This is a genomic window from Agrobacterium sp. K11 (assembly GCF_059429395.1).
In genome coordinates this window covers 39748-61135 of the sequence record NZ_JCAHRB010000012.1, presented here as the reverse complement: position 1 = coordinate 61135, position 21388 = coordinate 39748, and the positions used below count along the sequence as shown (strand labels likewise).

20 protein-coding genes are annotated in these 21388 nt (G+C 59.0%); 16 read left to right on the top strand and 4 right to left on the bottom strand.

Annotation, left to right across the window (positions count from 1 at the left end; translation table 11 throughout):
* The first annotated feature begins 157 nt into the window (after positions 1–157).
* The 13 genes from AC5SEO_RS21700 (at position 158) to AC5SEO_RS21640 (ending at position 14421) form a co-directional block, all read left to right on the top strand.
* The gene (locus AC5SEO_RS21700; RefSeq protein ID WP_013762102.1) at positions 158–1366 is read left to right on the top strand and encodes an ABC transporter substrate-binding protein; all 1209 of its coding nucleotides are present in this window, start codon (positions 158–160) and stop codon (positions 1364–1366) included.
* Positions 1367–1380: 14 nt separating this feature from the next.
* Positions 1381–2166 carry an ABC transporter ATP-binding protein gene (locus AC5SEO_RS21695; RefSeq protein WP_025595206.1) on the top strand — a complete coding sequence of 262 codons (786 nt, stop codon included), beginning with the start codon at positions 1381–1383 and terminating at the stop codon, positions 2164–2166.
* Between the two features lies 1 nt (position 2167).
* On the top strand, positions 2168–2869 hold the full coding sequence (locus AC5SEO_RS21690) for an ABC transporter ATP-binding protein (protein WP_004431956.1): 702 nt from the start codon (positions 2168–2170) through the stop codon (positions 2867–2869).
* Between the two features lie 2 nt (positions 2870–2871).
* Complete coding sequence (locus tag AC5SEO_RS21685; protein WP_019566514.1) at positions 2872–3759, top strand: branched-chain amino acid ABC transporter permease; 888 nt, start codon at positions 2872–2874, stop codon at positions 3757–3759.
* 1 nt (position 3760) lies between these two features.
* Complete coding sequence (locus tag AC5SEO_RS21680; protein ID WP_019566513.1) at positions 3761–4768, top strand: branched-chain amino acid ABC transporter permease; 1008 nt, start codon at positions 3761–3763, stop codon at positions 4766–4768.
* A 73-nt stretch (positions 4769–4841) separates the two neighbouring features.
* Entirely contained in the window at positions 4842–6437 is a 1596-nt protein-coding gene (locus AC5SEO_RS21675; protein WP_174069004.1) for a GMC family oxidoreductase, read from the top strand.
* A gap of 13 nt (positions 6438–6450) precedes the next feature.
* Positions 6451–7335 carry a 3-hydroxyisobutyrate dehydrogenase gene (gene mmsB / locus AC5SEO_RS21670; RefSeq protein ID WP_174069005.1) on the top strand — a complete coding sequence of 295 codons (885 nt, stop codon included), beginning with the start codon at positions 6451–6453 and terminating at the stop codon, positions 7333–7335.
* Positions 7332–9287 (top strand): acetoacetate--CoA ligase, encoded by a 1956-nt coding sequence (locus AC5SEO_RS21665; protein WP_174069006.1) that lies wholly within the window; start codon positions 7332–7334, stop codon positions 9285–9287. Before mmsB ends, AC5SEO_RS21665 begins: the two co-directional genes overlap by 4 nt.
* 4 nt (positions 9288–9291) lie before the next feature.
* Positions 9292–10077 carry a 3-hydroxybutyrate dehydrogenase gene (locus tag AC5SEO_RS21660; RefSeq protein ID WP_121557598.1) on the top strand — a complete coding sequence of 262 codons (786 nt, stop codon included), beginning with the start codon at positions 9292–9294 and terminating at the stop codon, positions 10075–10077.
* A gap of 117 nt (positions 10078–10194) precedes the next feature.
* On the top strand, positions 10195–11238 hold the full coding sequence (locus tag AC5SEO_RS21655; protein WP_050923926.1) for a helix-turn-helix domain-containing protein: 1044 nt from the start codon (positions 10195–10197) through the stop codon (positions 11236–11238).
* Between the two features lie 155 nt (positions 11239–11393).
* Positions 11394–11678, top strand: coding sequence for a hypothetical protein (locus AC5SEO_RS21650; RefSeq protein WP_076844523.1), 285 nt, complete (start codon positions 11394–11396; stop codon positions 11676–11678).
* A 71-nt stretch (positions 11679–11749) separates the two neighbouring features.
* Positions 11750–11980, top strand: a complete 231-nt coding sequence (locus AC5SEO_RS21645) for a hypothetical protein (RefSeq protein WP_174069007.1) — start codon at positions 11750–11752, stop codon at positions 11978–11980.
* A gap of 104 nt (positions 11981–12084) precedes the next feature.
* Positions 12085–14421 (top strand): glucose/quinate/shikimate family membrane-bound PQQ-dependent dehydrogenase, encoded by a 2337-nt coding sequence (locus tag AC5SEO_RS21640; RefSeq protein WP_111802023.1) that lies wholly within the window; start codon positions 12085–12087, stop codon positions 14419–14421.
* A gap of 80 nt (positions 14422–14501) precedes the next feature.
* Here AC5SEO_RS21640 and AC5SEO_RS21635 read toward each other — a convergent pair whose 3' ends face one another.
* The 4 genes from AC5SEO_RS21635 to AC5SEO_RS21620 all read right to left on the bottom strand — a co-directional run bounded on the left by AC5SEO_RS21635 (position 14502) and on the right by AC5SEO_RS21620 (position 17331).
* A complete protein-coding gene (locus AC5SEO_RS21635) occupies positions 14502–15002 on the bottom strand; it encodes a YciE/YciF ferroxidase family protein (RefSeq protein ID WP_121557367.1) in 501 nt (166 codons plus the stop codon).
* 150 nt (positions 15003–15152) lie between these two features.
* Positions 15153–16379, bottom strand: a complete 1227-nt coding sequence (locus AC5SEO_RS21630) for an NAD(P)/FAD-dependent oxidoreductase (protein ID WP_174069008.1) — start codon at positions 16377–16379, stop codon at positions 15153–15155.
* A gap of 146 nt (positions 16380–16525) precedes the next feature.
* On the bottom strand, positions 16526–17086 hold the full coding sequence (locus AC5SEO_RS21625; RefSeq protein ID WP_174069009.1) for a type 1 glutamine amidotransferase domain-containing protein: 561 nt from the start codon (positions 17084–17086) through the stop codon (positions 16526–16528).
* Between the two features lie 17 nt (positions 17087–17103).
* The gene (locus AC5SEO_RS21620; RefSeq protein WP_004431991.1) at positions 17104–17331 is read right to left on the bottom strand and encodes a hypothetical protein; all 228 of its coding nucleotides are present in this window, start codon (positions 17329–17331) and stop codon (positions 17104–17106) included.
* Positions 17332–17619: 288 nt separating this feature from the next.
* Here AC5SEO_RS21620 and AC5SEO_RS21615 point away from each other — a divergent pair, with 288 nt between their 5' ends.
* The 3 genes from AC5SEO_RS21615 to AC5SEO_RS21605 are packed head-to-tail and all read left to right on the top strand — an operon-like array spanning position 17620 to position 21388.
* Positions 17620–18450 (top strand): N-formylglutamate amidohydrolase, encoded by an 831-nt coding sequence (locus AC5SEO_RS21615; protein ID WP_065688873.1) that lies wholly within the window; start codon positions 17620–17622, stop codon positions 18448–18450.
* Positions 18447–20324: a flavohemoglobin expression-modulating QEGLA motif protein gene (locus AC5SEO_RS21610; protein WP_013762119.1), complete on the top strand. Its 1878-nt coding sequence runs from the start codon at positions 18447–18449 to the stop codon at positions 20322–20324. Before AC5SEO_RS21615 ends, AC5SEO_RS21610 begins: the two co-directional genes overlap by 4 nt.
* A gap of 17 nt (positions 20325–20341) precedes the next feature.
* Entirely contained in the window at positions 20342–21388 is a 1047-nt protein-coding gene (locus tag AC5SEO_RS21605) for a glutathione synthase (RefSeq protein WP_004432010.1), read from the top strand.

Here is a 21388-nt window from a genome sequence, read left to right as displayed (position 1 = left end):
CAACGGCCGAATTCGAGAAGTCTACATAGGGAGGCGCTGCTTTGAGGAGGGTGGCGCGACCGTTGTGATGCAACACCGTGGGACGATCGCCATGCGCCTTCGTTCACCGTTGCACAGACCTATCTGAGGCTCGCAATCATCTCTGGGAGGAGAAGTCATGCGCAAGAGTATCGTTTTATCCACGGCCATGGCACTGGCGGCAGGCACCGCCGCTTACGCTGCCGAGATTTCGGACGGCAAGGTCAAGATCGGCATCTTGAACGACCAGTCGGGCGTCTACGCCAATTTCGGCGGCAAATACTCTTATGAGGCCGCGAAGATGGCGGTCGAGGATTTTGGCGGCAAGGTGCTGGGCGCGCCGGTGGAAGTGGTAACGGCTGACCACCAGAACAAGGCGGATGTCGCCTCCAACATCGCCCGGCAGTGGTACGACACCGAACAGGTCGATTCGATCATGGAACTGACCTCTTCCTCGGTGGGCCTTGCCGTGCAGGCTCTCTCGAAGGACAAAAAGAAGATCACCATCAACACGGGCGCTGCGACCACGGAACTGACGGGCAAGCAGTGCAGCCCCTATGGTTTCCACTGGGCCTACGACACCTATTCGCTGGCAGTCGGCACCGGCGGTGCGCTGGTGAAACAGGGCGGCGACAGCTGGTTCTTTCTGACTGCGGATTACGCCTTTGGTTATTCGCTGGAAGAAAACACGTCCAACTTCGTCAAGGCCAATGGCGGCAAGGTGCTGGGTTCCGTGCGCCATCCGCTGGCCTCTACGGATTATTCCTCCTTCCTGTTGCAGGCGCAGTCATCAGGCGCGAAGGTCATCGGCCTTGCCAATGCCGGTCTCGACACCTCCAACGCCATCAAGCAGGCCGCTGAATTCGGTATCGTTGCGGGCGGGCAGCGGCTGGCGGCCCTTCTCTTTACGCTTGCCGAAGTGCACGGCCTCGGTCTTGAAGCGGCTCAGGGCCTGACGCTGACGGAAGGGTTCTATTGGGACCGCGACGATGAATCGCGCAAATTCGGCGAACGGTTCAAGGAACGCACCGGCGCCATGCCGAACATGGTCCACGCTGGTACCTATTCCGCCGTGCTGCATTACCTGAAGGCCATCGATAAGGCCGGCACCGACGATGCTGACGCCGTGGCAAAGGCCATGAAGGAAATGCCTGTCAACGACGTCTTCTCGAAGGATGGCCATGTGGCCGCCAACGGCCGCATGATCCACGACATGTATCTGATGGAAGTGAAGAAGCCGGATGAGAGCAAGCAACCGTGGGACTACTACAAGGTGCTTGCCACGATCCCCGGCAAGGAAGCCTTCATGGACCCCGCAAAAAGCGGTTGCCCGCTGGTAACGCAGTAAAAAGGGGGAACTTCATGATGATCGCTCCCGCCCCTGCCGGTCAGGCGGAACCCCGCGTCGTGCTTTCGGCGCGCGGTCTCTCCAAGACCTTCGGCGCATTCGCGGCCGTGAAAAACGTCGATCTCGACGTCCATCATGCCCGCGTGCATGCACTTATTGGTCCGAACGGCGCCGGCAAAACCACGGTCTTCAACCTGTTGACCAAGTTTCTCCAGCCGACAGGCGGGGCGATCACCTTCATGGGAACGGATATAACAAAGACGCCGCCGGACAAGGTGGCGCGGCTCGGTCTCGTCAGGTCTTTCCAGATATCGGCGGTGTTTCCGCATCTGACGGTTCTTGAGAACGTGCGGGTGGCGTTGCAGCGGCCGAATAACCTTTCAACGCAATTCTGGCTGCCGCTCTCTTCACTCGACAGGCTCAATGCACGTGCCGAGGAGTTGATCGCAACGGTTGGCCTGACACGGGAAAAAAATGCACTTGCGGCCGATCTTTCCTACGGTCGCAAGCGCGTTCTTGAAATCGCCACCACGCTTGCGCTCGACCCGAAGGTATTGCTTCTCGATGAGCCGATGGCGGGCATGGGGGGCGAGGATGTCGCGCATGTCGCCGATCTCATCCGCGAAGTGGCCAAAACGCGCGCGGTGCTGATGGTCGAACACAATCTGAAGGTAGTGGCGGATATCTGCCATCAGGTCACGGTGCTGCAGCGGGGCGAAATTCTGGCGGAAGGCGATTACGCCACCGTATCCGCCGATCCGCGCGTGCGTACGGCCTATATGGGCACGGAGGAGGCGTGATATGGCGGCAATGCTCGAAGTCTCCAACCTGAAATCCTGGTACGGCGAAAGCCAGGCGCTGCACGGTGTCGATCTGACCGTCGGCGAAGGCGAAACCATCACCATTCTCGGGCGCAATGGGGTTGGCAAGACCACGACGCTGCGCACCATCATGGGCATCATCCGCAACCGCAAGGGCGTGATCAAGCTCGGCGGCAAGGATCTGATGCCGGTGCCGTTGCATCGCACGGCGAAATACGGCCTCGGTTTCGTGCCGGAAGAGCGCGGCATCTTCGCGACACTGAGCGTCGAGGAAAATCTGAAACTGCCGCCCGTCGTCGCATCCGGCGGCATGACGCTCGATGAAATCTACGAGCTGTTTCCCAATCTTTACGAACGCCGGGCGAGCCCCGGCACCAAGCTTTCCGGCGGCGAACAGCAGATGCTGGCCATGGCGCGCATCCTGCGCACAGGGGTCAAGGTTCTCCTGCTCGATGAGCCGACCGAAGGGCTTGCGCCTGTAATCGTGCAGCGCATCGGCGAGGTACTGAAGACCTTGAAAAGTCGTGGCATGACAGTGGTTCTGGTCGAGCAGAATTTCCGCTTCGCCAGCCGCATCGCGGATCGTTTCTACCTGATGGATCATGGCCAGATGGTCAGCAATTTTCCGGTGGGCGAGCTTTCCGGCCGCATGGGCGAACTCAATAAAGTGCTGGGGGTTTAACGATGACGATGCTCTTCGGCGTTCCGCTTCAGGCCCTGCTCGGGCAATTGCTGATCGGCCTCATCAACGGGTCGTTTTATGCGCTCCTGTCGCTCGGCCTTGCCGTCATTTTCGGCCTGCTGCGCGTTATCAATTTCGCCCATGGCGCCCAATATATGCTTGGCGCTTTCGTCGCCTTTCTCGGCCTGCAATATTTCGGCATCAGCTTCTGGTGGGCACTGTTGGTGACGCCGCTTGTCGTTGCACTTTTCGGCGCGATCATCGAGCGCCTGCTACTGTCGCGGCTTTACGATCTCGATCCGCTGTATGGGCTGCTCTTCACCTTCGGCCTGGCGCTGGTGGTGGAAGGCACGTTCCGCTGGCTTTACGGTGCGGCGGGTCAGCCCTATTCGGTTCCGCGCGAGCTTGCCGGCGGCACCAATCTCGGTTTCATGTTCCTGCCGAACTACCGCGCTTTCGTCGTCGTCATCTCGCTTGTCGCCTGCATCGCTACCTGGGCGTTGATCGAAAAGACGAGGCTCGGCTCCTATCTGCGTGCGGCGACGGAAAATCCGACACTGGTGCAGGCTTTCGGTATCAACGTGCCTGTGCTCCTGACGCTGACCTACGCGCTGGGTGCGGGCCTTGCCGGCTTCACCGGCGTGCTGGCCGCGCCGATCTATCAGGTCTCACCGCTGATGGGCACCAACCTCATCATCGTCGTCTTCGCCGTCGTCGTGGTCGGCGGCATGGGGTCGATCATGGGCGCCATCGTCACCGGCTACATGCTGGGTATCGCTGAAGGCCTGACCAAGGTGTTCTACCCGGAAGCGTCCAACATCGTCATCTTCGTCATCATGGCCTTTGTGCTGCTCATCCGCCCCGCCGGACTTTTCGGAAAGGACGCCTGATATGTCCAAAGCCACTCACAACCCGACAGCCGGCGCGATGCCGCAGGCCGAGGTTTCCGCAACCGCTGGAACCATCAAGACCGTGCTGATACTGGCAGGACTGGCCGTGCTGATCGCTGCACCGATGTTCGTTTATCCGATCTTTCTGATGAAGCTGCTTTGCTTCGCGCTGTTTGCCTGCGCCTTCAATCTGCTGATCGGTTACACCGGGCTGCTTTCCTTCGGCCATGCGGCATTTTTCGGCGGCGCTGCCTATTTCACCGCCTATTCGGTGAAGGAATGGGGCGTCACGCCCGAGATCGGCCTCCTCATCGGCATGGCGGGTGCCGCCCTTCTTGGCCTCGTCATCGGCTTTTTCGCCATTCGCCGGCAGGGCATCTATTTCGCCATGATCACGCTTGCCTTGTCGCAGATGTTTTATTTCTTCTGCCTTCAAGCACCCTTCACCCATGGTGAGGACGGGTTGCAGGGCGTGCCGCGTGGACACCTCTTCGGCCTTCTCGATCTCAACGCGCCGCTGAACATTTACTACACGGTGCTTGCCGCCTTCGTGCTGGCACTTCTCGTCATCTGGCGTTTCGTCAACTCGCCCTTCGGCATGATCCTGAAATCCATCCGCGAAAACGAGCAGCGCGCCATTTCTCTTGGATACAGCGTGCAGCGTTACAAGCTTGGTGCTTTCGTCATGTCGGCGGCGCTTGCCGGTCTTGCGGGCGGCCTGAAGGCGCTGGTGTTCCAGTTCGCAACCTTGACCGATGTGGCCTGGCAGATGTCGGGCGAGGTTATCCTGATGACCCTGCTCGGCGGCATTGGCACCATGATCGGCCCGATCTTCGGTGCGGGGCTTGTCGTCGCGCTGCAGAACTATCTCGCGACATCCGATTTCCCGGTCACCATCATCACCGGCCTCGTTTTCATGGCCTGCGTTCTGGTGTTCCGGCGCGGTCTGATCGGTGAATTTTACGCTTCGCGGCTCGGGCGAAAACTGGGTTTTCAGCACCGGGGATAAGAATTTTTTGAAACAGGGGGAAGGCTCCTCCGCGTCCGGGGCGACGCGGCAAGGGCGCCCCATGGAGAATAGCATGGCGGAATTTGACTATATCGTCATCGGAGCGGGAAGTGCGGGATGCGTTCTCGCCAACCGCCTCTCGAAAGACCCGAACAATCGCGTCCTGCTGCTGGAAGCGGGTGGCAACGATAATTATCATTGGATCCATATTCCGGTCGGTTATCTCTATTGCATCAACAATCCGCGCACCGACTGGTGTTTCAAGACGGCGGAAGAACCTGGGCTTAACGGAAGGTCGTTGATCTATCCTCGCGGCAAGGTTCTCGGCGGCTGCTCCTCCATCAACGGCATGATCTATATGCGCGGTCAGGCCCGCGACTACGATGTCTGGCGTCAACTCGGCTGCGAGGGTTGGGGATGGGATGATATCCTGCCCTATTTCCTGAAGTCGGAGGATTTTTATCGCGGCAAGGGAGACATGCATTCCACCGGCGGCGAATGGCGGGTGGAGAAGGCGCGCGTGCGCTGGGATGTGCTTGATGCCTTTCAGCAGGCGGCAGGTGAGGCCGGCATTCCTGCGACCGAAGATTTCAACCGGGGCGACAATGAAGGGGCCGGTTATTTCGATGTGAACCAGCGGTCGGGCTGGCGCTGGAACACGGCCAAGGCTTTTTTGAAACCGGCGCTTGGCCGCCGGAATTTGACAGTCATGACCAAGGCCCATGTCAAGCGTCTCATTGTCGAAGAGGGCCTGGTCACAGGCGTCGAGTTTCACCACGACGGCGTCTCGAAAAAGATGCGTGCACGGCGCGAAACGGTGCTTTCGGCAGGTGCAGTCGGTTCACCGCACATTCTGGAGCTTTCCGGCGTTGGCCGGGGCGACGTGTTGCAGGCCGCCGGTATCGACACAGTGACGGAAGTTCAAGGTGTGGGCGAGAACCTGCAGGATCATCTGCAATTGCGCATGGTCTATAAGGTTTCAGGCGTCCTGACGCTGAATGAGAGGGCCTCCACCCTGTTCGGAAAGGCAAGGATCGGCCTCGAATATGCTCTGACCCGCTCCGGGCCGATGTCGATGGCGCCGAGCCAGCTTGGTGTCTTCACCCGTTCCTCTCCGGAAAAGGAGACGGCGGATCTGGAATATCATGTCCAGCCGGTGTCACTCGACAAGTTTGGTGATCCGGTTCACACTTTTCCCGCCATTACAGCAAGTGTCTGCAATCTGCGGCCGGAAAGCCGAGGCTCAGTGCATGTGAAAGGACCGGATTTCGCCATGCAGCCGGAAATCCGACCGAATTATCTGTCGACGGAAGGCGACCGCCGGGTAGCCATCGATTCCATGCGGCTGACGCGCCGCATCGTCAACCAGCCCGCCTTTTCGCGGTTCAAGCCGCAGGAATACAGGCCCGGCCCTACTTTTGAGAATGACGACGATCTGGCCCGCGCTGCGGGCGATATCGGCACGACCATATTCCACCCCGTCGGCACCCTGCGCATGGGCTCCGATGCCGAAAGCGTTGTCGATACGCGGCTGAAATTCCGCAAGCTTGCAGGGCTGCGTGTGGCGGACGCATCCGTCATGCCGAGGATCACGTCCGGAAATACCAATTCGCCAACGATCATGATTGCCGAAAAGGCTGCCGACATGATCCTTGCGGATAATCGCTAAGAGGAGCGTTCCCATGAAGACCGTCGCTTTTATCGGACTTGGCCATATGGGCCTGCCGATGGCCGCCAATCTCGTCAAGGCCGGTTATGCCGTCAGGGGGTTCGACCTTTCCGAAGCATGCCGCGCGGCGGCGAGGGAGGCCGGAATTCCCGTCGCTTTTGAACCTGCCGAAGCCATTGATGCGGCAGAAGTGATCGTAACCATGCTGCCGAAGGGGGAACATGTTGTTTCGGTATATGGTGATCTGGTGCAGAAAATAGCTGCCGGAACGCTTCTCATCGATTGCTCGACGGTGGATATGGACAGCGCCCTGAAGGCACACGAGCTTGCCGCTTTCGCCGGTTGCCCCTCCGTCGACGCGCCTGTATCTGGCGGTACGGGCGGTGCCAGTGCCGGCACCTTGACCTTCATGTGTGGCGGCGAGGCCGAGGCTTTCTCGGCGGCCAAGCCGGTGCTGGAAGCCATGGGCAAGAAGATCGTCCATTGCGGCAAGGGCGGCAACGGCCAGGCGGCCAAGATCTGTAACAACATGATCCTCGGCATTTCCATGATTGCGGTTTCCGAGGCCTTCGTGCTGGGCGAAAAACTCGGCCTTTCGCATCAGGCGCTGTTCGATGTCGCCTCCACCTCATCGGGTCAATGCTGGTCGCTCACCACCTATTGCCCGGTGCCGGGACCAGTGCCGACATCACCTGCGAACAATGATTATCAACCGGGTTTCGCTGCGGCGCTGATGCTGAAGGATTTGCTACTCTCGCAGGCGGCCGCGAGTGGAGCCGGCGTTGCCACTCCACTTGGCGCCGCAGCATCGACGCTTTATGAGAACTTCGTGGGTGAGGGCGGTGGCGCGCGTGATTTCTCCGCAATCGTCGAAATGCTACGCGGAGGCGAGGCATGATGGACGCCACGCCGTCGGATATTCTGTGGGTACCGCCAATGGAAAGGCTGGAGCACTCGGCGCTTTTTGCCTTTGCCACAAGGACCGCATCGCTGCATGGGCTTTCGGCTGATGATTATTCCGGCCTGCTGCGCTGGTCCATTGAGGCACCGGATGCCTTTTACAATGCCCTGTGGGACGAGCTGGGGATCATCGGCACGCGCGGCGAAAGGGCCTTCAAGCCTGGCGCGACCATGCGGGAAGCCGAGTTTTATCCCGGCGCGAGGCTCAATTATGCCGAAAACCTGCTGCGCGATGCCGATGAACGCTTGGCGATCATCGCCCATCGCGATGATGGCACGCGGCGTGAAATCAGCCGCAGGCAGCTTTATGCGGATGTCTCCCGCATGGTGCAGGCGCTTGTCCACGCTGGCGTGAAGGAAGGCGATCGTATCGGCGCTATCGTCACCCACGATATCGAGGCGGTCGTCGGTTATCTGGCAACGAGCGCCATCGGAGCCATCTGGTCGTCCTGTTCACCGGATTTCGGCCCGGCGGGAGCGTCCGACCGGCTCTCGCAGATCGATCCGAAAATCCTCATCGCCGTGCCGGAATACGGTTATGCCGGCAAGCGGATCGATGTCGGACCGACCATCCGCGCGGTGGTGGAAAGCGCTGCCCCTCAAAAGATCGTGCTGATTGGTGACGTTGTTCCCGCCAGCCTTTCCGATCTCGGCTGCGTGACGTTGAATGATTTCGTTTCGCCCTTTGAGCCGGGTGAAATCGCGTTCAACCGGCTGCCGGTCAAGGCGCCGCTGGCGATCCTTTATTCCTCCGGCACCACCGGCAAGCCGAAATGCATCACCCATTCCGGCGGTGGCCTGCTTCTTCAGCATATGAAGGAGCAGAAGCTGCAATGTGATATCAGGCAAGGCGAACGTTTCTTCTATTTCACCACCTGCGGCTGGATGATGTGGAACTGGCAGGTGTCCGGCCTGGCGCTTGGCGCCACCCTCGTCACCTATGACGGCAACCCCGGTTATCCGTCGCCCGCGCGGCTGATCGATCTCATCGACGCCGAACGGATCGCGACCTTCGGAACATCGGCCAAATTTATCGACGCATGCCTGAAGGCAGGGTTGAAACCGCGCGAAACCCATGACCTTTCATCCCTTCGGACAATCCTTTCCACCGGCTCGCCGCTCATCCCGCAATCCTTCGATTATATCTATCGCGACTGGAAGGCCGATCTGCATCTCGCCTCCATTTCCGGCGGCACGGATATATGCGCCTGTTTCCTTGGCGGCAATCCGCTGCAACCTGTTCACCGTGGGGAGCTGCAGGGCGCGATGCTCGGTATGGATGTCGATACCCTGGACGATGAAGGCCATCCCGTTCGCGGCGTGGCGGGTGAGCTCGTCTGCCGCAATGCCCATCTTTCCATGCCGGTCAAATTCTGGGGCGATGAGGACGGTTCTCGTTATCAGGCTGCCTATTTCGATCGCTTCCCGGGCATCTGGGCGCATGGCGATTTTGCCGAAATGCGTGCCACCGGCGGATATGTCATCCACGGGCGCTCGGATACGACGCTCAATCCCGGTGGGGTTCGCATCGGTACGGCGGAAATATACCGTCAGGTGGAAGCAGTGCCGGAGGTCGAGGAAGCGATTGCCGTGGGTCAGGACATTGACGGTGACCAGCGGGTTATCCTCTTCGTGCGCCTTAAAGAGGGTGCAGCGCTGACGGAGGAACTCGAAAAGACCATCCGTACGCGCATCCGCTCGGGTGCTACGCCACGGCATGTTCCGGCAAGGATCATTGCCGTCACGGCCATTCCCCGTACCCGCTCGGGCAAGATTTCCGAAATCGCAGTTCGCGACACCATTCATGGCAGGCCGGTGAAAAACACCGACGCGCTCGCCAATCCCGAAGCGCTCGAGCTTTTCCGCAACCTGCCGCAACTGAAGGATTAGGATGATGGAGGATCAACCGAAAACCGTTCTGGTCACCGGCTCCACCAGCGGCATTGGCCTTGCCATCGCCAAACGTTTTGCCGAGGCGGGATTTCTCGTCGCCGTCCACGGCATAGAAACCGTGGAGGCGGCGACGCAGGCACTGGAGGCGGTTGCGAAGGTAGCGCGGCACCGGCCGGTCTATTTTTCTGCCAACCTCGCCAATTATGAAGAGAGTGCACATCTGCCGGAAACCGTCATTGCCGAATTCGGTCACATCGACGTGCTCGTCAACAATGCCGGTATCCAGAAGGTCGCGCCGATCGACGAATTCGATTTCGCCGATTTCTCCCATATTGTCGCGATCTCCCTCGACAGCGCTTTTCATACGATCCGTGCAGCCCTGCCGGGCATGAAGGAAAGGGGTTGGGGGCGCATCGTCAATATTGCTTCCGCGCACGGGTTGCGCGCCTCACCCTTCAAGGGTCCCTATGTGGCGACGAAACATGCCGTGGTGGGCCTGACGAAAAGCGTGGCGCTGGAAGTGGCCGAACTTGGAATTACCTGCAACGCCATCTGCCCCGGTTACGTCTGGACGCCACTCGTCGCGGCGCAGGTTGCCGATCAGGCGCGCCTGCATGGCATGGGCGAGGATGAGGTGGTGAAGAAGGTGATGCTTGCGCCGCAGCCGACTCGACGTTTCGTGCAGCCGGAGGAAGTGGCGGAGATGGCGCTTTACCTCACCGGCGATATGGCGCGCTCCATCACCGGCACCACCATTTCCATCGATGGCGGCTGGACCGCTAAATAATTTTCGCGCATCCGGCTCAAGCGAACGATCTGCCATCCTTCCGGTATTGTGAGGCGATTTCAATACTGTATAGTTTTGCGTGCGGCGGGGTCAGCGCCGTGTTCACGGAACAGCGGTATTATGAACACAGGGTTTTCGGAAGCTCCGCTAGCGCGCTCGCGTTTCGATACACGCCATGTGCCGAAGCGCGACGCCATGGCGCTGTGGCGGGATTCGATCAACGTGCTTTTTGATGCCCGCCTGCGCAGATCGCAGGATGACGGGTTTTTTGCCAGTGTCGATGCCGCCTTCATCGGCAATGTCGCGCTTGGCCGCACCCAGTCCTCGGCACAGGATTTCGACCGCTCGCGCCACAAGATTGCCCGGGACGGGATGGACGGCTTTCTCCTGCAATTTTACGCCAGCGGCCAAAGCATGTCGCGGCGCGGAGCGGGCGAGACTGCCGGCCCGGGCGATCTCTACATCATTGACATGGCGCAGCCGCTGGCCACAGCCACAACCGATCACGATCATCTGAGCCTTGTCGTGCCGCGCCGGCTGCTGGAAGGCAGGCTCATCGGTTCCGGCAATAATCACGAGCGCGTGCTGCCGGCCGGTTTGCCCCTGGTATCTCTGCTGCGGGAAACGATGACCAGCGTTTACCGCCACTTTGACGTCATGAACGCCAATGACGGCGCGGCCACGGTCTCGCCATTGCTGGAGCTTGCCGCGGCTGCCATCAATAATCATGTCCGGGAAGACAATGCGCAGGGTGTTCAGCGGGCGCTGCGAGCATCCATCAGGCGCTATATCGACAATCACCTGCTCGATCCGGCCTTGTCGGTGGAAAAGGTCATGGGCGAGTTCGGCGTATCGCGACGCACCGTCTACCGGCTTTTCGAACCTCTGGGCGGGTTTTCGGCCTGCATCACCCATAGGCGCCTCGAACGGGCAATGGATTTCCTGCGGGCGCCGCAGTCGGCCCATATGACGATAGCTGAGGTGGCGGCGTCCTATGGCTTCACCAACCCGGAAAATTTCAGCCGCGTTTTCAAGAAGACCTTCGGCCTGTCGCCGCGTCAGATGCGGCATTTCGCATCCGAAAACCGCGATACCATACCGGATATTATCAAACCGGATAGCGCAGAATGGACACGCTGGATCGTGCAGCTCGGTCGCTGACGCGATTGTTTCGAAGCCGATCTGACACTGTATGACGGAATGTTGGCACAATCCGACCATTCGTTCCGCTTGTACCTTCGCGGGGATGCGCTTGCGCGGCGGGCGTGCCACAGTGCGGACGTTGTTTTTAATAGATATTTCGCCTGACAATCATGATGATACGAATTCTCAATTTTCTGGAGATGCTGCCCGTATGGCGGGTGCGTCGCCGCGACACGACAAGATACCTCGAAGCCGCCGGCGACCAATGCGACTTTGAAACGGCGGGACCACCGCTGTGGCTGTCGATTTCTGAAAACCCGCCGGACATCCAGTGCGAAACCGAAGACGTCAATCGCCGGCCACCATTCTCGTGGCTGGGGATTGGGCAAAGTTTCAGTGCGGTCGATGAGTTCGACGGTGCCGGTTGCGATAGACTTGCGGTCGCAGAGTACGGCTAAGCTGATTTTGCTGTCTGGAACAAACTGTGTCCCTGTGAATTAAATCACCAGGGTTATAGGGAGTGAGAGACATGGCCAGAGAAAATACCAGCTATCTTGGCGGTCGGCATGATCCGAAAAATGAAACGGCAACGCGGGCGCGGCAAGGGGTAAAAGGACGTCCGGTTCTTGTCATCCTGGTTGTCAGTCTGCTTCTCGCGCTGGTGGTCTGGACGGTCGTCGAATATGCGGTTTTCGAACCCGACGAGAACCGGCCGCAAAACGCTCAGACGGAGACTGTGCCGGCGCCACAAAACCCATAACCAGCATGCCGTGAAATTTTTCACGGTGAATGTTGAGTTTGTATGGAACCAGATTGCCCCCAATTCCATTTCACGCAAAGTGACAGGAATCGGGGGTTTCATTCATGGCAGTCACCGTTACTGCGGTTATTCTATCGCTGATCGGCCTTGCGCTGTTCGGTTTCGGCTCTCAGCTCGTCATGTTGGGCGGGAGCTTCTATTACGTCCTTTCCGGTATGGCCTTCCTGTTGACAGCCATTCTGCTGTTCAAGCGTAACCGGGCAGCTCTCCACGTCTATGCCGTCTTCATTGTCGCGACACTCGCCTGGGCACTCTGGGAAGTTGGTTTCGACTGGTGGCAGCTTGGGCCGCGGGGTGGCATCGTCATTCTTATCGGCCTGTGGTTGCTGGTGCCTTGGGTCAGGAAGCCTCTCGGTTTTTCAAGCCCGACAGGGCTGAATTACGGCCCGAATGCCTGGCCACTCGCGCTCTCGGTTCTCGCCTCCATTGTGGTGGCGGGATATTCGATGGCGCAGGATCCGCATGACCAGGCAGGGTCCTTGCCAGAGGAGAAGGTGGCGTCCGCTCCGATCTATGGCGGCGACGTGCCGGATGGCGATTGGCATCAATACGGCCGCACGCCTTATGGCCAGCGCTATTCGCCGCTGACGCAGGTCAATGTCGATAATGTTTCGCAGCTGAAGGAAGCGTGGCGGTACCAGACCGGCGACGTGAAGCTACCGGATGATGTGGGTGAAACCACCTATCAGGTAACGCCGCTCAAGATCGGCAATACGCTTTATATCTGCACGCCGCACAATTGGGCGATCGCCATCGATGCCGCCACCGGCAAGGAAAAATGGAAATACGACCCCAATGTCGGTCTTAACCCGGACCGCCAGCATCAGACGTGCCGCGGTGTTTCCTATTATGCCGAACCCAATGCCGCACAGGGCACCGCCTGCGCCCAGCGCGTTTACCTGCCGACCTCGGATGCGCGGCTGATTGCGCTTGATGCAGCGACCGGTCAGATCTGCACATCCTTTGCGGATCAGGGCGTGCTGCATCTGGAACAGGGCATGAAATACAATCCTGCCGGTTATTATTATTCGACCTCGCCGCCCGTGATCGCGGCGGGCAAGATCATCATCGGCGGTGCGGTGAACGATAACTACTCCACGCAGGAACAGTCCGGCGTCATCCGTGCGTTCGATGTGAACAGCGGCGCACTCATCTGGAACTGGGATTCCGGCAATCCGGAAAAGACCGAGCCAATTGCCGCAGGCGAAACCTACACTACAAACTCGCCTAACAGCTGGTCCGTGTTGAGTTACGACGAGGGGCTTGGCCTCGTTTACGTACCCCTCGGCAATCAGGTGCCGGACCAGCTCGGTATGGGTCGCAGCGAGAATGTGGAGAAATATTCCTCCTCCATCGTGGCGCTCGATATCAATACCGGCAAGGATCGCTGGGTGCGCCAGACGGTTCATCACGACCTCTGGGATATGGATGTGCCGGCCCAGCCGGTGCTGCTCGACATCACCAAGAACGGTCAAAGCGTTCCCGCACTCGTCGGCCCTACAAAGCAGGGCGATATCTACGTTCTGGACCGGCGCACCGGTGAGCCGCTTCTGCCGATTACGGAAGAACCGGCACCGGGCGGTACAATCCCTGAGGACTTCAGCTCCCCGACTCAGCCAACCACCGCGCTGTCGTTCAAGCCGGAGCCGCTGAAGGAAAAGGACATGTGGGGCGTCTCCATGTTCGATCAGCTCGCCTGCCGCATCCGCTTCCATCAGCTGAACTATCAGGGCCGCTATACGCCGCCCTCGCTGAACGGCTCCATCATCTATCCCGGCAATTTTGGCACGTTCAACTGGGGCAGCGTCGCGGTCGATCCCGAACGTCAGGTCATGTTCGGCATGCCGACATACCTTGCCTTTACCTCGCAGCTCGTGCCGCGCGCCGACATCCCGCCGAAGGGCCAGGACGAGAAGGGCAGTGAGCAGGGGCTGAACCGCAATGACGGTGCGCCCTATGGCGTCTTCATGGGACCGTTCCTCGGTCCGCTGAAAATCCCCTGCCAGGCACCGCCGTGGGGTTATGTCGCGGGTGCCGACCTGCGCACCGGCGATATCGCCTACAAGCACAAGAACGGCACGGTCCATGACATGACGCCGCTGCCGTTGCCCTTCAAGGTGGGCGTACCGGGCATTGGCGGGCCGATGATTACCAAGGGTGGCGTGGCCTTCCTCGGTGCTGCCGTCGACAACTATCTGCGCGCCTACAACCTCACCACCGGCAAACAGCTCTGGGAAGCACGTCTGCCGGCTGGCGGGCAGGCAACGCCCATGACCTATGCGCTGGATGGCGGCAAGCAATATGTTGTGATGGTTGCGGGTGGTCACGGCTCGGTTGGAACCAAGCCGGGCGACTATGTGATCGCCTATACCCTGCCGTAAAACGAGGCGGATTCAATCAAACAAAAAAAACCGGAATGGGTGACCATTCCGGTTTTTGCTTGTGCAGTTGGAAAAGGCGATCAGGCCGCCTTTTTTTGTGCTGCGGCATTGATCGATGTCTTGGCAAGCGCGCTCAGCGCATCGTCCGTCTTGGACTCTTCCTTTAGCGTCGCATCCAGCAGGGTAACGGCATTGGCATGACCAAGCTTTTCGGCCCATGCCTTCAGGGTGCCATAACGGGCGATTTCGTAATGTTCGACCGCCTGAGCCGAGGAAATGAGACCGGCATCGAGAGCTGCTGTGCCCTTGAAATCGTCCATGATCTCTTCACCCTCGGCAATGATGCCCTGGATGGCCTCGCAGGTCTTACCCTGCGCCCGCTTGCCGATGATCTCGAAAACTTCCTGCAGGCGTTCGATCTGGGCCTGCGTTTCTTCCTTGTGCTTTTCGAAGGCCTGTTTCAGCTTCGGGTCTGTCGCTGCCCGCGCCATTTTCGGCAGAGCTTTCAGGATCTGCCTTTCGGCGTAATAGATATCCTTCAGCGTATCGTAAAACAGGTCGTCGAGTTTTTTCTCGGCCATTGGTTCTTCTCCCATGGTGTGAAAGTGCGTGATGTACGCCATTGCGCACTGGAGACAAACCTTTCGGAGCCCCTATGGTTCCGGCTCTGTTGCGCGCAACGTTTTATATTCCAGCAGACGCTCCGCCGCATACGGGATGACGAGGGGGCATCAGTCGAAACGGAAGAGATCGGCGTCGGGATCCTTGCCACCATTAACGGCGGCGGCGACTATCTCGGCGGCGATCTGGCTGAAGGTGATGCCGTTGCCGCCAAAGCCCATGACGGCATAAACGTTCTTCATGCCGGGAACCGCGCCGATCAGCGGCAGGCCCGTGGTGGTCGTGCCGAAGCCGGCCGCCCAGCGATATTCGGGTTCGCCGATGTCGACGCCAAGAAGCTTTTCGATCTTGCGTTTGATTGCATCCGCCTTGGAGGCAAGCTTGCTCTCAGACAGGTAGGATGTGGAGTTCTCTTCATCCTCACCACCGGCAATAAGGCGCCCGTCCCGGTCGGTGCGCAGGTAGAGATAGGGATCTGAAGCCTCCCAGAGGATGTGGCTATTCAGCCAGTCCGGCAGATCGATACCCTTCGCACTCGCCAGCGCCCAGGTGGAGATGATCTGGTGTTTCGGGCTTTCGAGCGATTTCAGGAATTCGTATCCGGTGCAGAAAACGATATTGCGCGCGGAAATGATTTTGCCCTGTGCTGTGGCGACGACCACCTCGTCACCGAGATTTCGAAGATCAGTGATTTCAAGTTGTGAAACGATCTCCGCGCCGGCGCCTGCTGTGTGGCGCAACAGGCCCGCCGTCAGCTGCGCCGGATTGGCGGAAGCGGAGATATCGCTGAGGATCGCCCCTGTCCGCTCAATCGCATAGTCGTTTTTAAGTTCTGCGGTGTCGAGAAAGCGGGCTTTGATCCCGGCCTCTTCGCGCGCTGCCGCTTCGGCCTTCAATGCACGCAAACCCATTTCGTCTCCGGCAAGATAAAGCGCCTGTTTGCGCGCCATGCTGCAGGAAATGCCAAGCGAAGAAACGATTTCCTCCAGCCGCAGCACGGCGCGCGCGGAGCGCTGCCACGCCCGATCAGCAGCATCCTTGCCGATCATCTTTCTGAGCTCGATGAGGGGTGTGTCGATCTCGTGCTGTATCATCGCAGTGCTGGCGACACTGCTGCCCATCACCGGATCACGCCGGTCGACGATCAGCATGGATTGCCCCGGTCTCTGCAACGCATGGGCGGCAAGCGCGCCGCTGATGCCGGCGCCGACGACGATCGTATCGTAATGGTCGGAACTCGGGGTATTTCTGGTGCGGAGGCCTATGCGTGGCGTGTCGGCCCAAAGGGGTTTCGATTCCCTGAGGTCGCGTTCCTTCGTCAGTTCCGATGTGGGCATAGAGTTTTCCTGAAAGGTGCAGGGCATTTACGGTGGAAACGCCTGGCGGGTTACGTCTGGAAAATGCGAACAAACAAAGACAGAGAGCGCATCCAGCCATTTTGGATAGGCCGGATGCGCTCTGGTTTTTTTCCGCTTTACTGCCCTTAGGCAGCGCGGCGCTCGTGGTTGCCTTCTTCGACCTCCTCGATGATTTTGGCGACGAAGGCGTCCAGATCATCGGGGCTGCGAGACGTGATGATGCCCTTATCGGTCACAACCTTTTCGTCCTTCCAGTTGGCGCCGGCATTTTTCAGGTCGGTTTTGATCGACCAATAGGAGGTCGCGTCACGACCGCGCAGGGCATCTGCTTCAACCAGAAGCCAAGGGGCATGGCAGATGGCAGCCACGACCTTGCCGGATTTGACGAAATCTCGCACCACGTGCATTGCATCCTCGTCATGACGCAATACGTCCGGATTGATCTGGCCGCCGGGCAGGACGAGTGCATCGAAATCATTGGCGCTGACGTTCTTCGCGGACATATCGACGGCGATGCTGTCGCCCCAGTTCTTTTCGTCCCAGCTTTTGATCTCACCATCCTTGATCGAGGCGATCTTGACGTCCGCGCCCTTGGCCTTCAGCTGATCATAGGGCACGCGCAGTTCCGAACGCTCATAGCCGTCCGTTGCGAGAATGACGATTTTTGCATTGTTGATGGTAGTCATGTCTGTTTCCTTCCTGTTTATCTGTTTTCGTCTTTGTCCGAATTCACGGAGGGCAGAAAAAACTCCACATCCTCACGGCGCTCCGGATCGAGCTTTTCGATATTCGTTTGCCAGAACGTCTCGGCTTCTGCCGGTTCGTCTTCCCATTGGCGCACGAAGGTCTTGTTGTCGTCGATCATGACCTGACGGGTGCCGCCGAGCCGCAGATATTCTTCTGCAAGTTTACGCGTTTCGGTCTTTTCCATGTCGCGGTTCCTTGTGCGTGAAAAGCGGGGACGGAGGGCGCCGGATGGGTAAGAAGCTCGGCTGCCATTTCGTTGGCCACCGGGAGAAAACGGAAAAATCCCGATGTTCTTCAGCTCCATCGTGTCCGTTTGACACGGCGGCCCTCCTGCCAGAACAACGTGAGCTTTCCGGTATGGTTCCGCATTTTTTCAGGCGGATTCTTGCCGAGGACAAATGTATCGCGCGCAATTTTTATCGGAACAAACCGGCAAGTCGTGCTGTTTTACCCTAGATGCAGGGGAGGCAGCATGACAGCCAGACACAGTGACGGCGAGTATCGCGGCAACGACGAAAACAAGGGTTTCTGGTCGATCGACTTCGGCAATTCACCGATCATCGGCACGGCCATTCATGATGGTCATCTCATTCGCCCGGACATAGCCTCCCTGATGGCTCTTTCCGCCGACCAGCGGCTGAGAGAGGAAGACCCTTTTACCGGCGAGATGATCGCGGGAATGACAAACCGCATTGTCGTTCACCATTCGCGTTTCGAAATCGATCTCAACCGGTCCGCCGATCAGGCAGTTTATCTGAAGCCGGAACAATCCTGGGGGCTGGAGGTCTGGAAACAGGAGCCGCCGGAAGAAGCCACCCGGCAATCGCTCGATTTTCATGCCGACTATTACGCAATGCTCGAAGCAGTTCTTTCAACCGTCGAGCGGCGGCATGGTGCTTTTGTCGTGCTGGACATACACAGCTACAATCATCGCCGGCAGGGCGCTACAGCGCCGCCAACGCCACAGGCGGAAGCGCCTGATATCAATATCGGCACATTTTCCATGGATCGCAGCCGCTGGAGTGACGTCGTCAGTGCGGTGGGCCATCATTTCGCGACAGCCACCATCGGCGGACGCCGCCTTGATGTACGCGAGAACGTCGCCTTTCAGGGCAAGGGTGAGCAGACCCGGTTTATTCACGAGCGTTTTGCGCAGAACGGCTGCGCCATCGCAGTGGAGTTCAAGAAATTCTTCATGGACGAGTGGACCGGTAAGCCGGATAAGCGCGTTGTTTCCGATATTGGCGACGCTATCACCGCACTTCAGCCGGTACTCGAAGAGTGCCTGAGGGCGCGGCGATGAACGTCTCCTCGGCGCGTAGTGAACCGTTACCGGTTATCGAGCTGGTAGACGATGTCGTCGCCTGCCTTGAGGCCGGCAAAGCCGTCCGTCGTGATGTCGGAAAGAACGGCCGGCTGCATATCGACCGGCCGCTGCCGTTTCTTTGCCTGCATCTAACCGGTGGCTCGAAGGACCTTGCGGCCCGCGATATCGCCTCTGCGCATGCATCTTATCTGATCGCATCGAGCATTCAGGAGGCTGCACCCCTGATTGCAGCCGTCGGCACGGCCATGCGCGAACGTTTCGGCGCCTTCATGGTTCTCGATATCGGCGAACTGGAACACGACATTCTGCTCGCTGACGATTCACCTTTCCTGCCGCATTATGAGGTTTCCGTCTCGGCAACATCTGAGCCGGAAACGCAAAGTGCCCGCCGTGTTTTCATTAAGGCGGTTTGTGATGCCGAAGTGCGTTTCCGCACGCCCCGCATAACCCGGCCGGAACCGGATGCCGATCCGATCCTCAGATTTCAAAATGCCGGGCTTGATTTTCCCTGCATCAGCGTGCGTTTCGCGCCGATCTACCGACAGCCTGAATCCGGCGCCGATTATCCCGGCCTGCGCGAGACGATGATTGCGGATATTTTCGATGCCGGCCTTCAGGCCTTCTCGTCATTCGCTGCCGGTAAAGATGCACTCAAGGTTACCAGCCATCGCGCGCTCGGCCGCAAGGCCTTCGTTGATGCCGTCAGACGCGCCGATCGCTCAATAGACGACATCGTCTCGTCCTTTGATTTTCTTCTGTCCGTGACGCCGATCAATGCCCGCCGGGCCTTCGAGGAATTTCGCGACGGCAGCTTCCAATATGCGCCGCGCCTGCTTTACCGGCCGCTCGGCGTTGACGTCGAGGAGCAGAAACGCAAGCTCTATTCCGTCGTTTTCGATCATCTGGAAGACCCGGTGCTCTATCATCTCTACCGGGAGAAACAGCAGGAGATCGATCTGCAACTGACCATGCTCGCCAATCTGCATCGCCGTACTTTCACCGATTTCTCCCGCGCCCTTTACGGTGCCGTCGAACCCGCGCTTCTGACGCTGGCGCTCAAGGTGCTTGCCGATTGCCCACGCAAGGATGAGAGCGGCGAAATCGCCATGGTCGATTGTTATGCGGTCGCCAAAAAATCGCGCGAGATGATCGAGACCTATCTGGCAGAGGAGCCCGAATTCAAGGCGCGTGTCGAGATCAGGGATGACCTGCCGCCTGGCCTGATGGTGACGGGCGAGAAGCTCCTGATTTCTCGCCACACCGTCATGGAACAGCGCCGGGTCGAGGCCCTGCTGTCGCATGAGATCGGCGTGCATCTCCTCACCTATTTCAACGGTTCGTTTCAGGGCCTCCGGCTCTTCCGCACCGGCCTTTCCGGTTACGAGGGCGTGCAGGAAGGGCTGGCGGTGCTGGCGGAACATCTGGCCGGCGGCATGACTCGCGAGCGCCTGCGGCTGATCGCCGGCCGTGTCGTCGGCTGCGCCGCCATGCTGGACGGCGCGACTTTTGTTGAGACGTTCCAGACTATGACCCGCGATCATGGTTTCGACGAGGCCGGCGCCTTCAACATGGTGCTGCGCATCTATCGTGGCGGCGGTCTTTCCAAGGACGCGATCTATCTGCGTGGGCTTGCGGAGGTGCTGGAGCATCTGCGCAAGGGTGGCGCGCTCGATCCGTTCTGGATGGGCAAGATCGCCGCTGCCCATTTCCCGGTGATGCAGGAGCTTGCCTTGCGCGGCCTCTTGCGTCCGCCGGGCGTACGTCCCGCTTTTCTGCTGCCGGCCAAGGCCAATGAGCGGCTGGAAAAGATACGGGCCGGATTATCCATCGCCGAACTGGCGACATTGTAATATTACAGGAGGGGCTTATGCGTATCGCATTTTTCGTCAATTCCATCGAAACCGAGGGGCCTACTTTCGCAACCGGCCTGCTGGCCATGGCGGCGCTCAATCGCGGTCACGAGGTGGTGTATCTGACGCCTGGCGATTTTACCTTGCGCTCGGATGATAGCCTGACCGTACACGCCACCGTTCTACCGAAGGCCAAATACAAGAAAGCCGATGCTTTTCACGCGGCACTTCAGGACAAAGCACTGGAACGGCGTACCATGGATGTAGAGGAAATCGACGCGCTGATGCTGCGCAACGATCCCTCGCTGGATCAGACGACGCGGCCATGGGCGGTGCATGCCGGCATTCTGTTCGGGCGGCTGGCAGAACAGCGCGGCGTTGTGGTTCTGAACGACCCGGAAGGATTGGCGCTGGCGCAGAACAAGCTCTATTTCCAGAGCTTTCCGGAAATCGTACGCCCGACCACGATCATCTCGCGCAATGTCGATGAAATACGCGCATTTGCGGATACCCACCCTAAGGGTGTCATCGTCAAGCCGCTGCAGGGTTCAGGCGGCAAGAACGTCTTCAAGATCGGCTCCAGCAAGGAGGCCAATCTCAACCAGATTTTCGAGGCGGTCAGTCTCGAAGGTTACTTGATCGCACAGGCCTATCTGCCGGCCGCCAAGGACGGCGATATTCGGTTCTTCATGATGAATGGCAAGCCTCTGATGCGCGACGGACAATATGCGGCTTTGCGCCGCGTTCCGGCAAAAGGCGATCTGCGCTCCAACATTCACGCCAAGGGCACTGCCGAGGCCGTGAAGGTGACGGATGAGATCGTGGCGCTTGCCGAAATGATGCGGCCGAAGCTGGTGGAAGACGGTATGTTCCTGGTCGGGCTTGATATTGTCGGCGACAAGATACTGGAGGTAAACGTGTTTTCGCCCGGCGGTCTCTCCAACATTCGCGACCTCACCGATGTCGATTTCAGCGATACGATCATCGAAGCCGTGGAAACCAAGATCGCCATGCAGAGCGCCTCCGGCGGTATGCTTTCAAATCGTCTTCTAGCGACGCTTTGA

Bases quoted from the DNA above. Each gene is read 5' to 3' on its own strand.
- AC5SEO_RS21700 (WP_013762102.1), top strand. From the start codon at position 158: ATGCGCAAGAGTATCGTTTTATCCACGGCCATGGCACTGGCGGCAGGC.
- AC5SEO_RS21695 (WP_025595206.1), top strand. From the start codon at position 1,381: ATGATGATCGCTCCCGCCCCTGCCGGTCAGGCGGAACCCCGCGTCGTG.
- AC5SEO_RS21690 (WP_004431956.1), top strand. From the start codon at position 2,168: ATGGCGGCAATGCTCGAAGTCTCCAACCTGAAATCCTGGTACGGCGAA.
- AC5SEO_RS21685 (WP_019566514.1), top strand. From the start codon at position 2,872: ATGACGATGCTCTTCGGCGTTCCGCTTCAGGCCCTGCTCGGGCAATTG.
- AC5SEO_RS21680 (WP_019566513.1), top strand. From the start codon at position 3,761: ATGTCCAAAGCCACTCACAACCCGACAGCCGGCGCGATGCCGCAGGCC.
- AC5SEO_RS21675 (WP_174069004.1), top strand. From the start codon at position 4,842: ATGGCGGAATTTGACTATATCGTCATCGGAGCGGGAAGTGCGGGATGC.
- mmsB (WP_174069005.1), top strand. From the start codon at position 6,451: ATGAAGACCGTCGCTTTTATCGGACTTGGCCATATGGGCCTGCCGATG.
- AC5SEO_RS21665 (WP_174069006.1), top strand. From the start codon at position 7,332: ATGATGGACGCCACGCCGTCGGATATTCTGTGGGTACCGCCAATGGAA.
- AC5SEO_RS21660 (WP_121557598.1), top strand. From the start codon at position 9,292: ATGGAGGATCAACCGAAAACCGTTCTGGTCACCGGCTCCACCAGCGGC.
- AC5SEO_RS21650 (WP_076844523.1), top strand. From the start codon at position 11,394: ATGATACGAATTCTCAATTTTCTGGAGATGCTGCCCGTATGGCGGGTG.
- AC5SEO_RS21645 (WP_174069007.1), top strand. From the start codon at position 11,750: ATGGCCAGAGAAAATACCAGCTATCTTGGCGGTCGGCATGATCCGAAA.
- AC5SEO_RS21640 (WP_111802023.1), top strand. From the start codon at position 12,085: ATGGCAGTCACCGTTACTGCGGTTATTCTATCGCTGATCGGCCTTGCG.
- AC5SEO_RS21635 (WP_121557367.1), bottom strand. From the start codon at position 15,002: ATGGCCGAGAAAAAACTCGACGACCTGTTTTACGATACGCTGAAGGAT.
- AC5SEO_RS21630 (WP_174069008.1), bottom strand. From the start codon at position 16,379: ATGCCCACATCGGAACTGACGAAGGAACGCGACCTCAGGGAATCGAAA.
- AC5SEO_RS21625 (WP_174069009.1), bottom strand. From the start codon at position 17,086: ATGACTACCATCAACAATGCAAAAATCGTCATTCTCGCAACGGACGGC.
- AC5SEO_RS21620 (WP_004431991.1), bottom strand. From the start codon at position 17,331: ATGGAAAAGACCGAAACGCGTAAACTTGCAGAAGAATATCTGCGGCTC.
- AC5SEO_RS21615 (WP_065688873.1), top strand. From the start codon at position 17,620: ATGACAGCCAGACACAGTGACGGCGAGTATCGCGGCAACGACGAAAAC.
- AC5SEO_RS21610 (WP_013762119.1), top strand. From the start codon at position 18,447: ATGAACGTCTCCTCGGCGCGTAGTGAACCGTTACCGGTTATCGAGCTG.
- AC5SEO_RS21605 (WP_004432010.1), top strand. From the start codon at position 20,342: ATGCGTATCGCATTTTTCGTCAATTCCATCGAAACCGAGGGGCCTACT.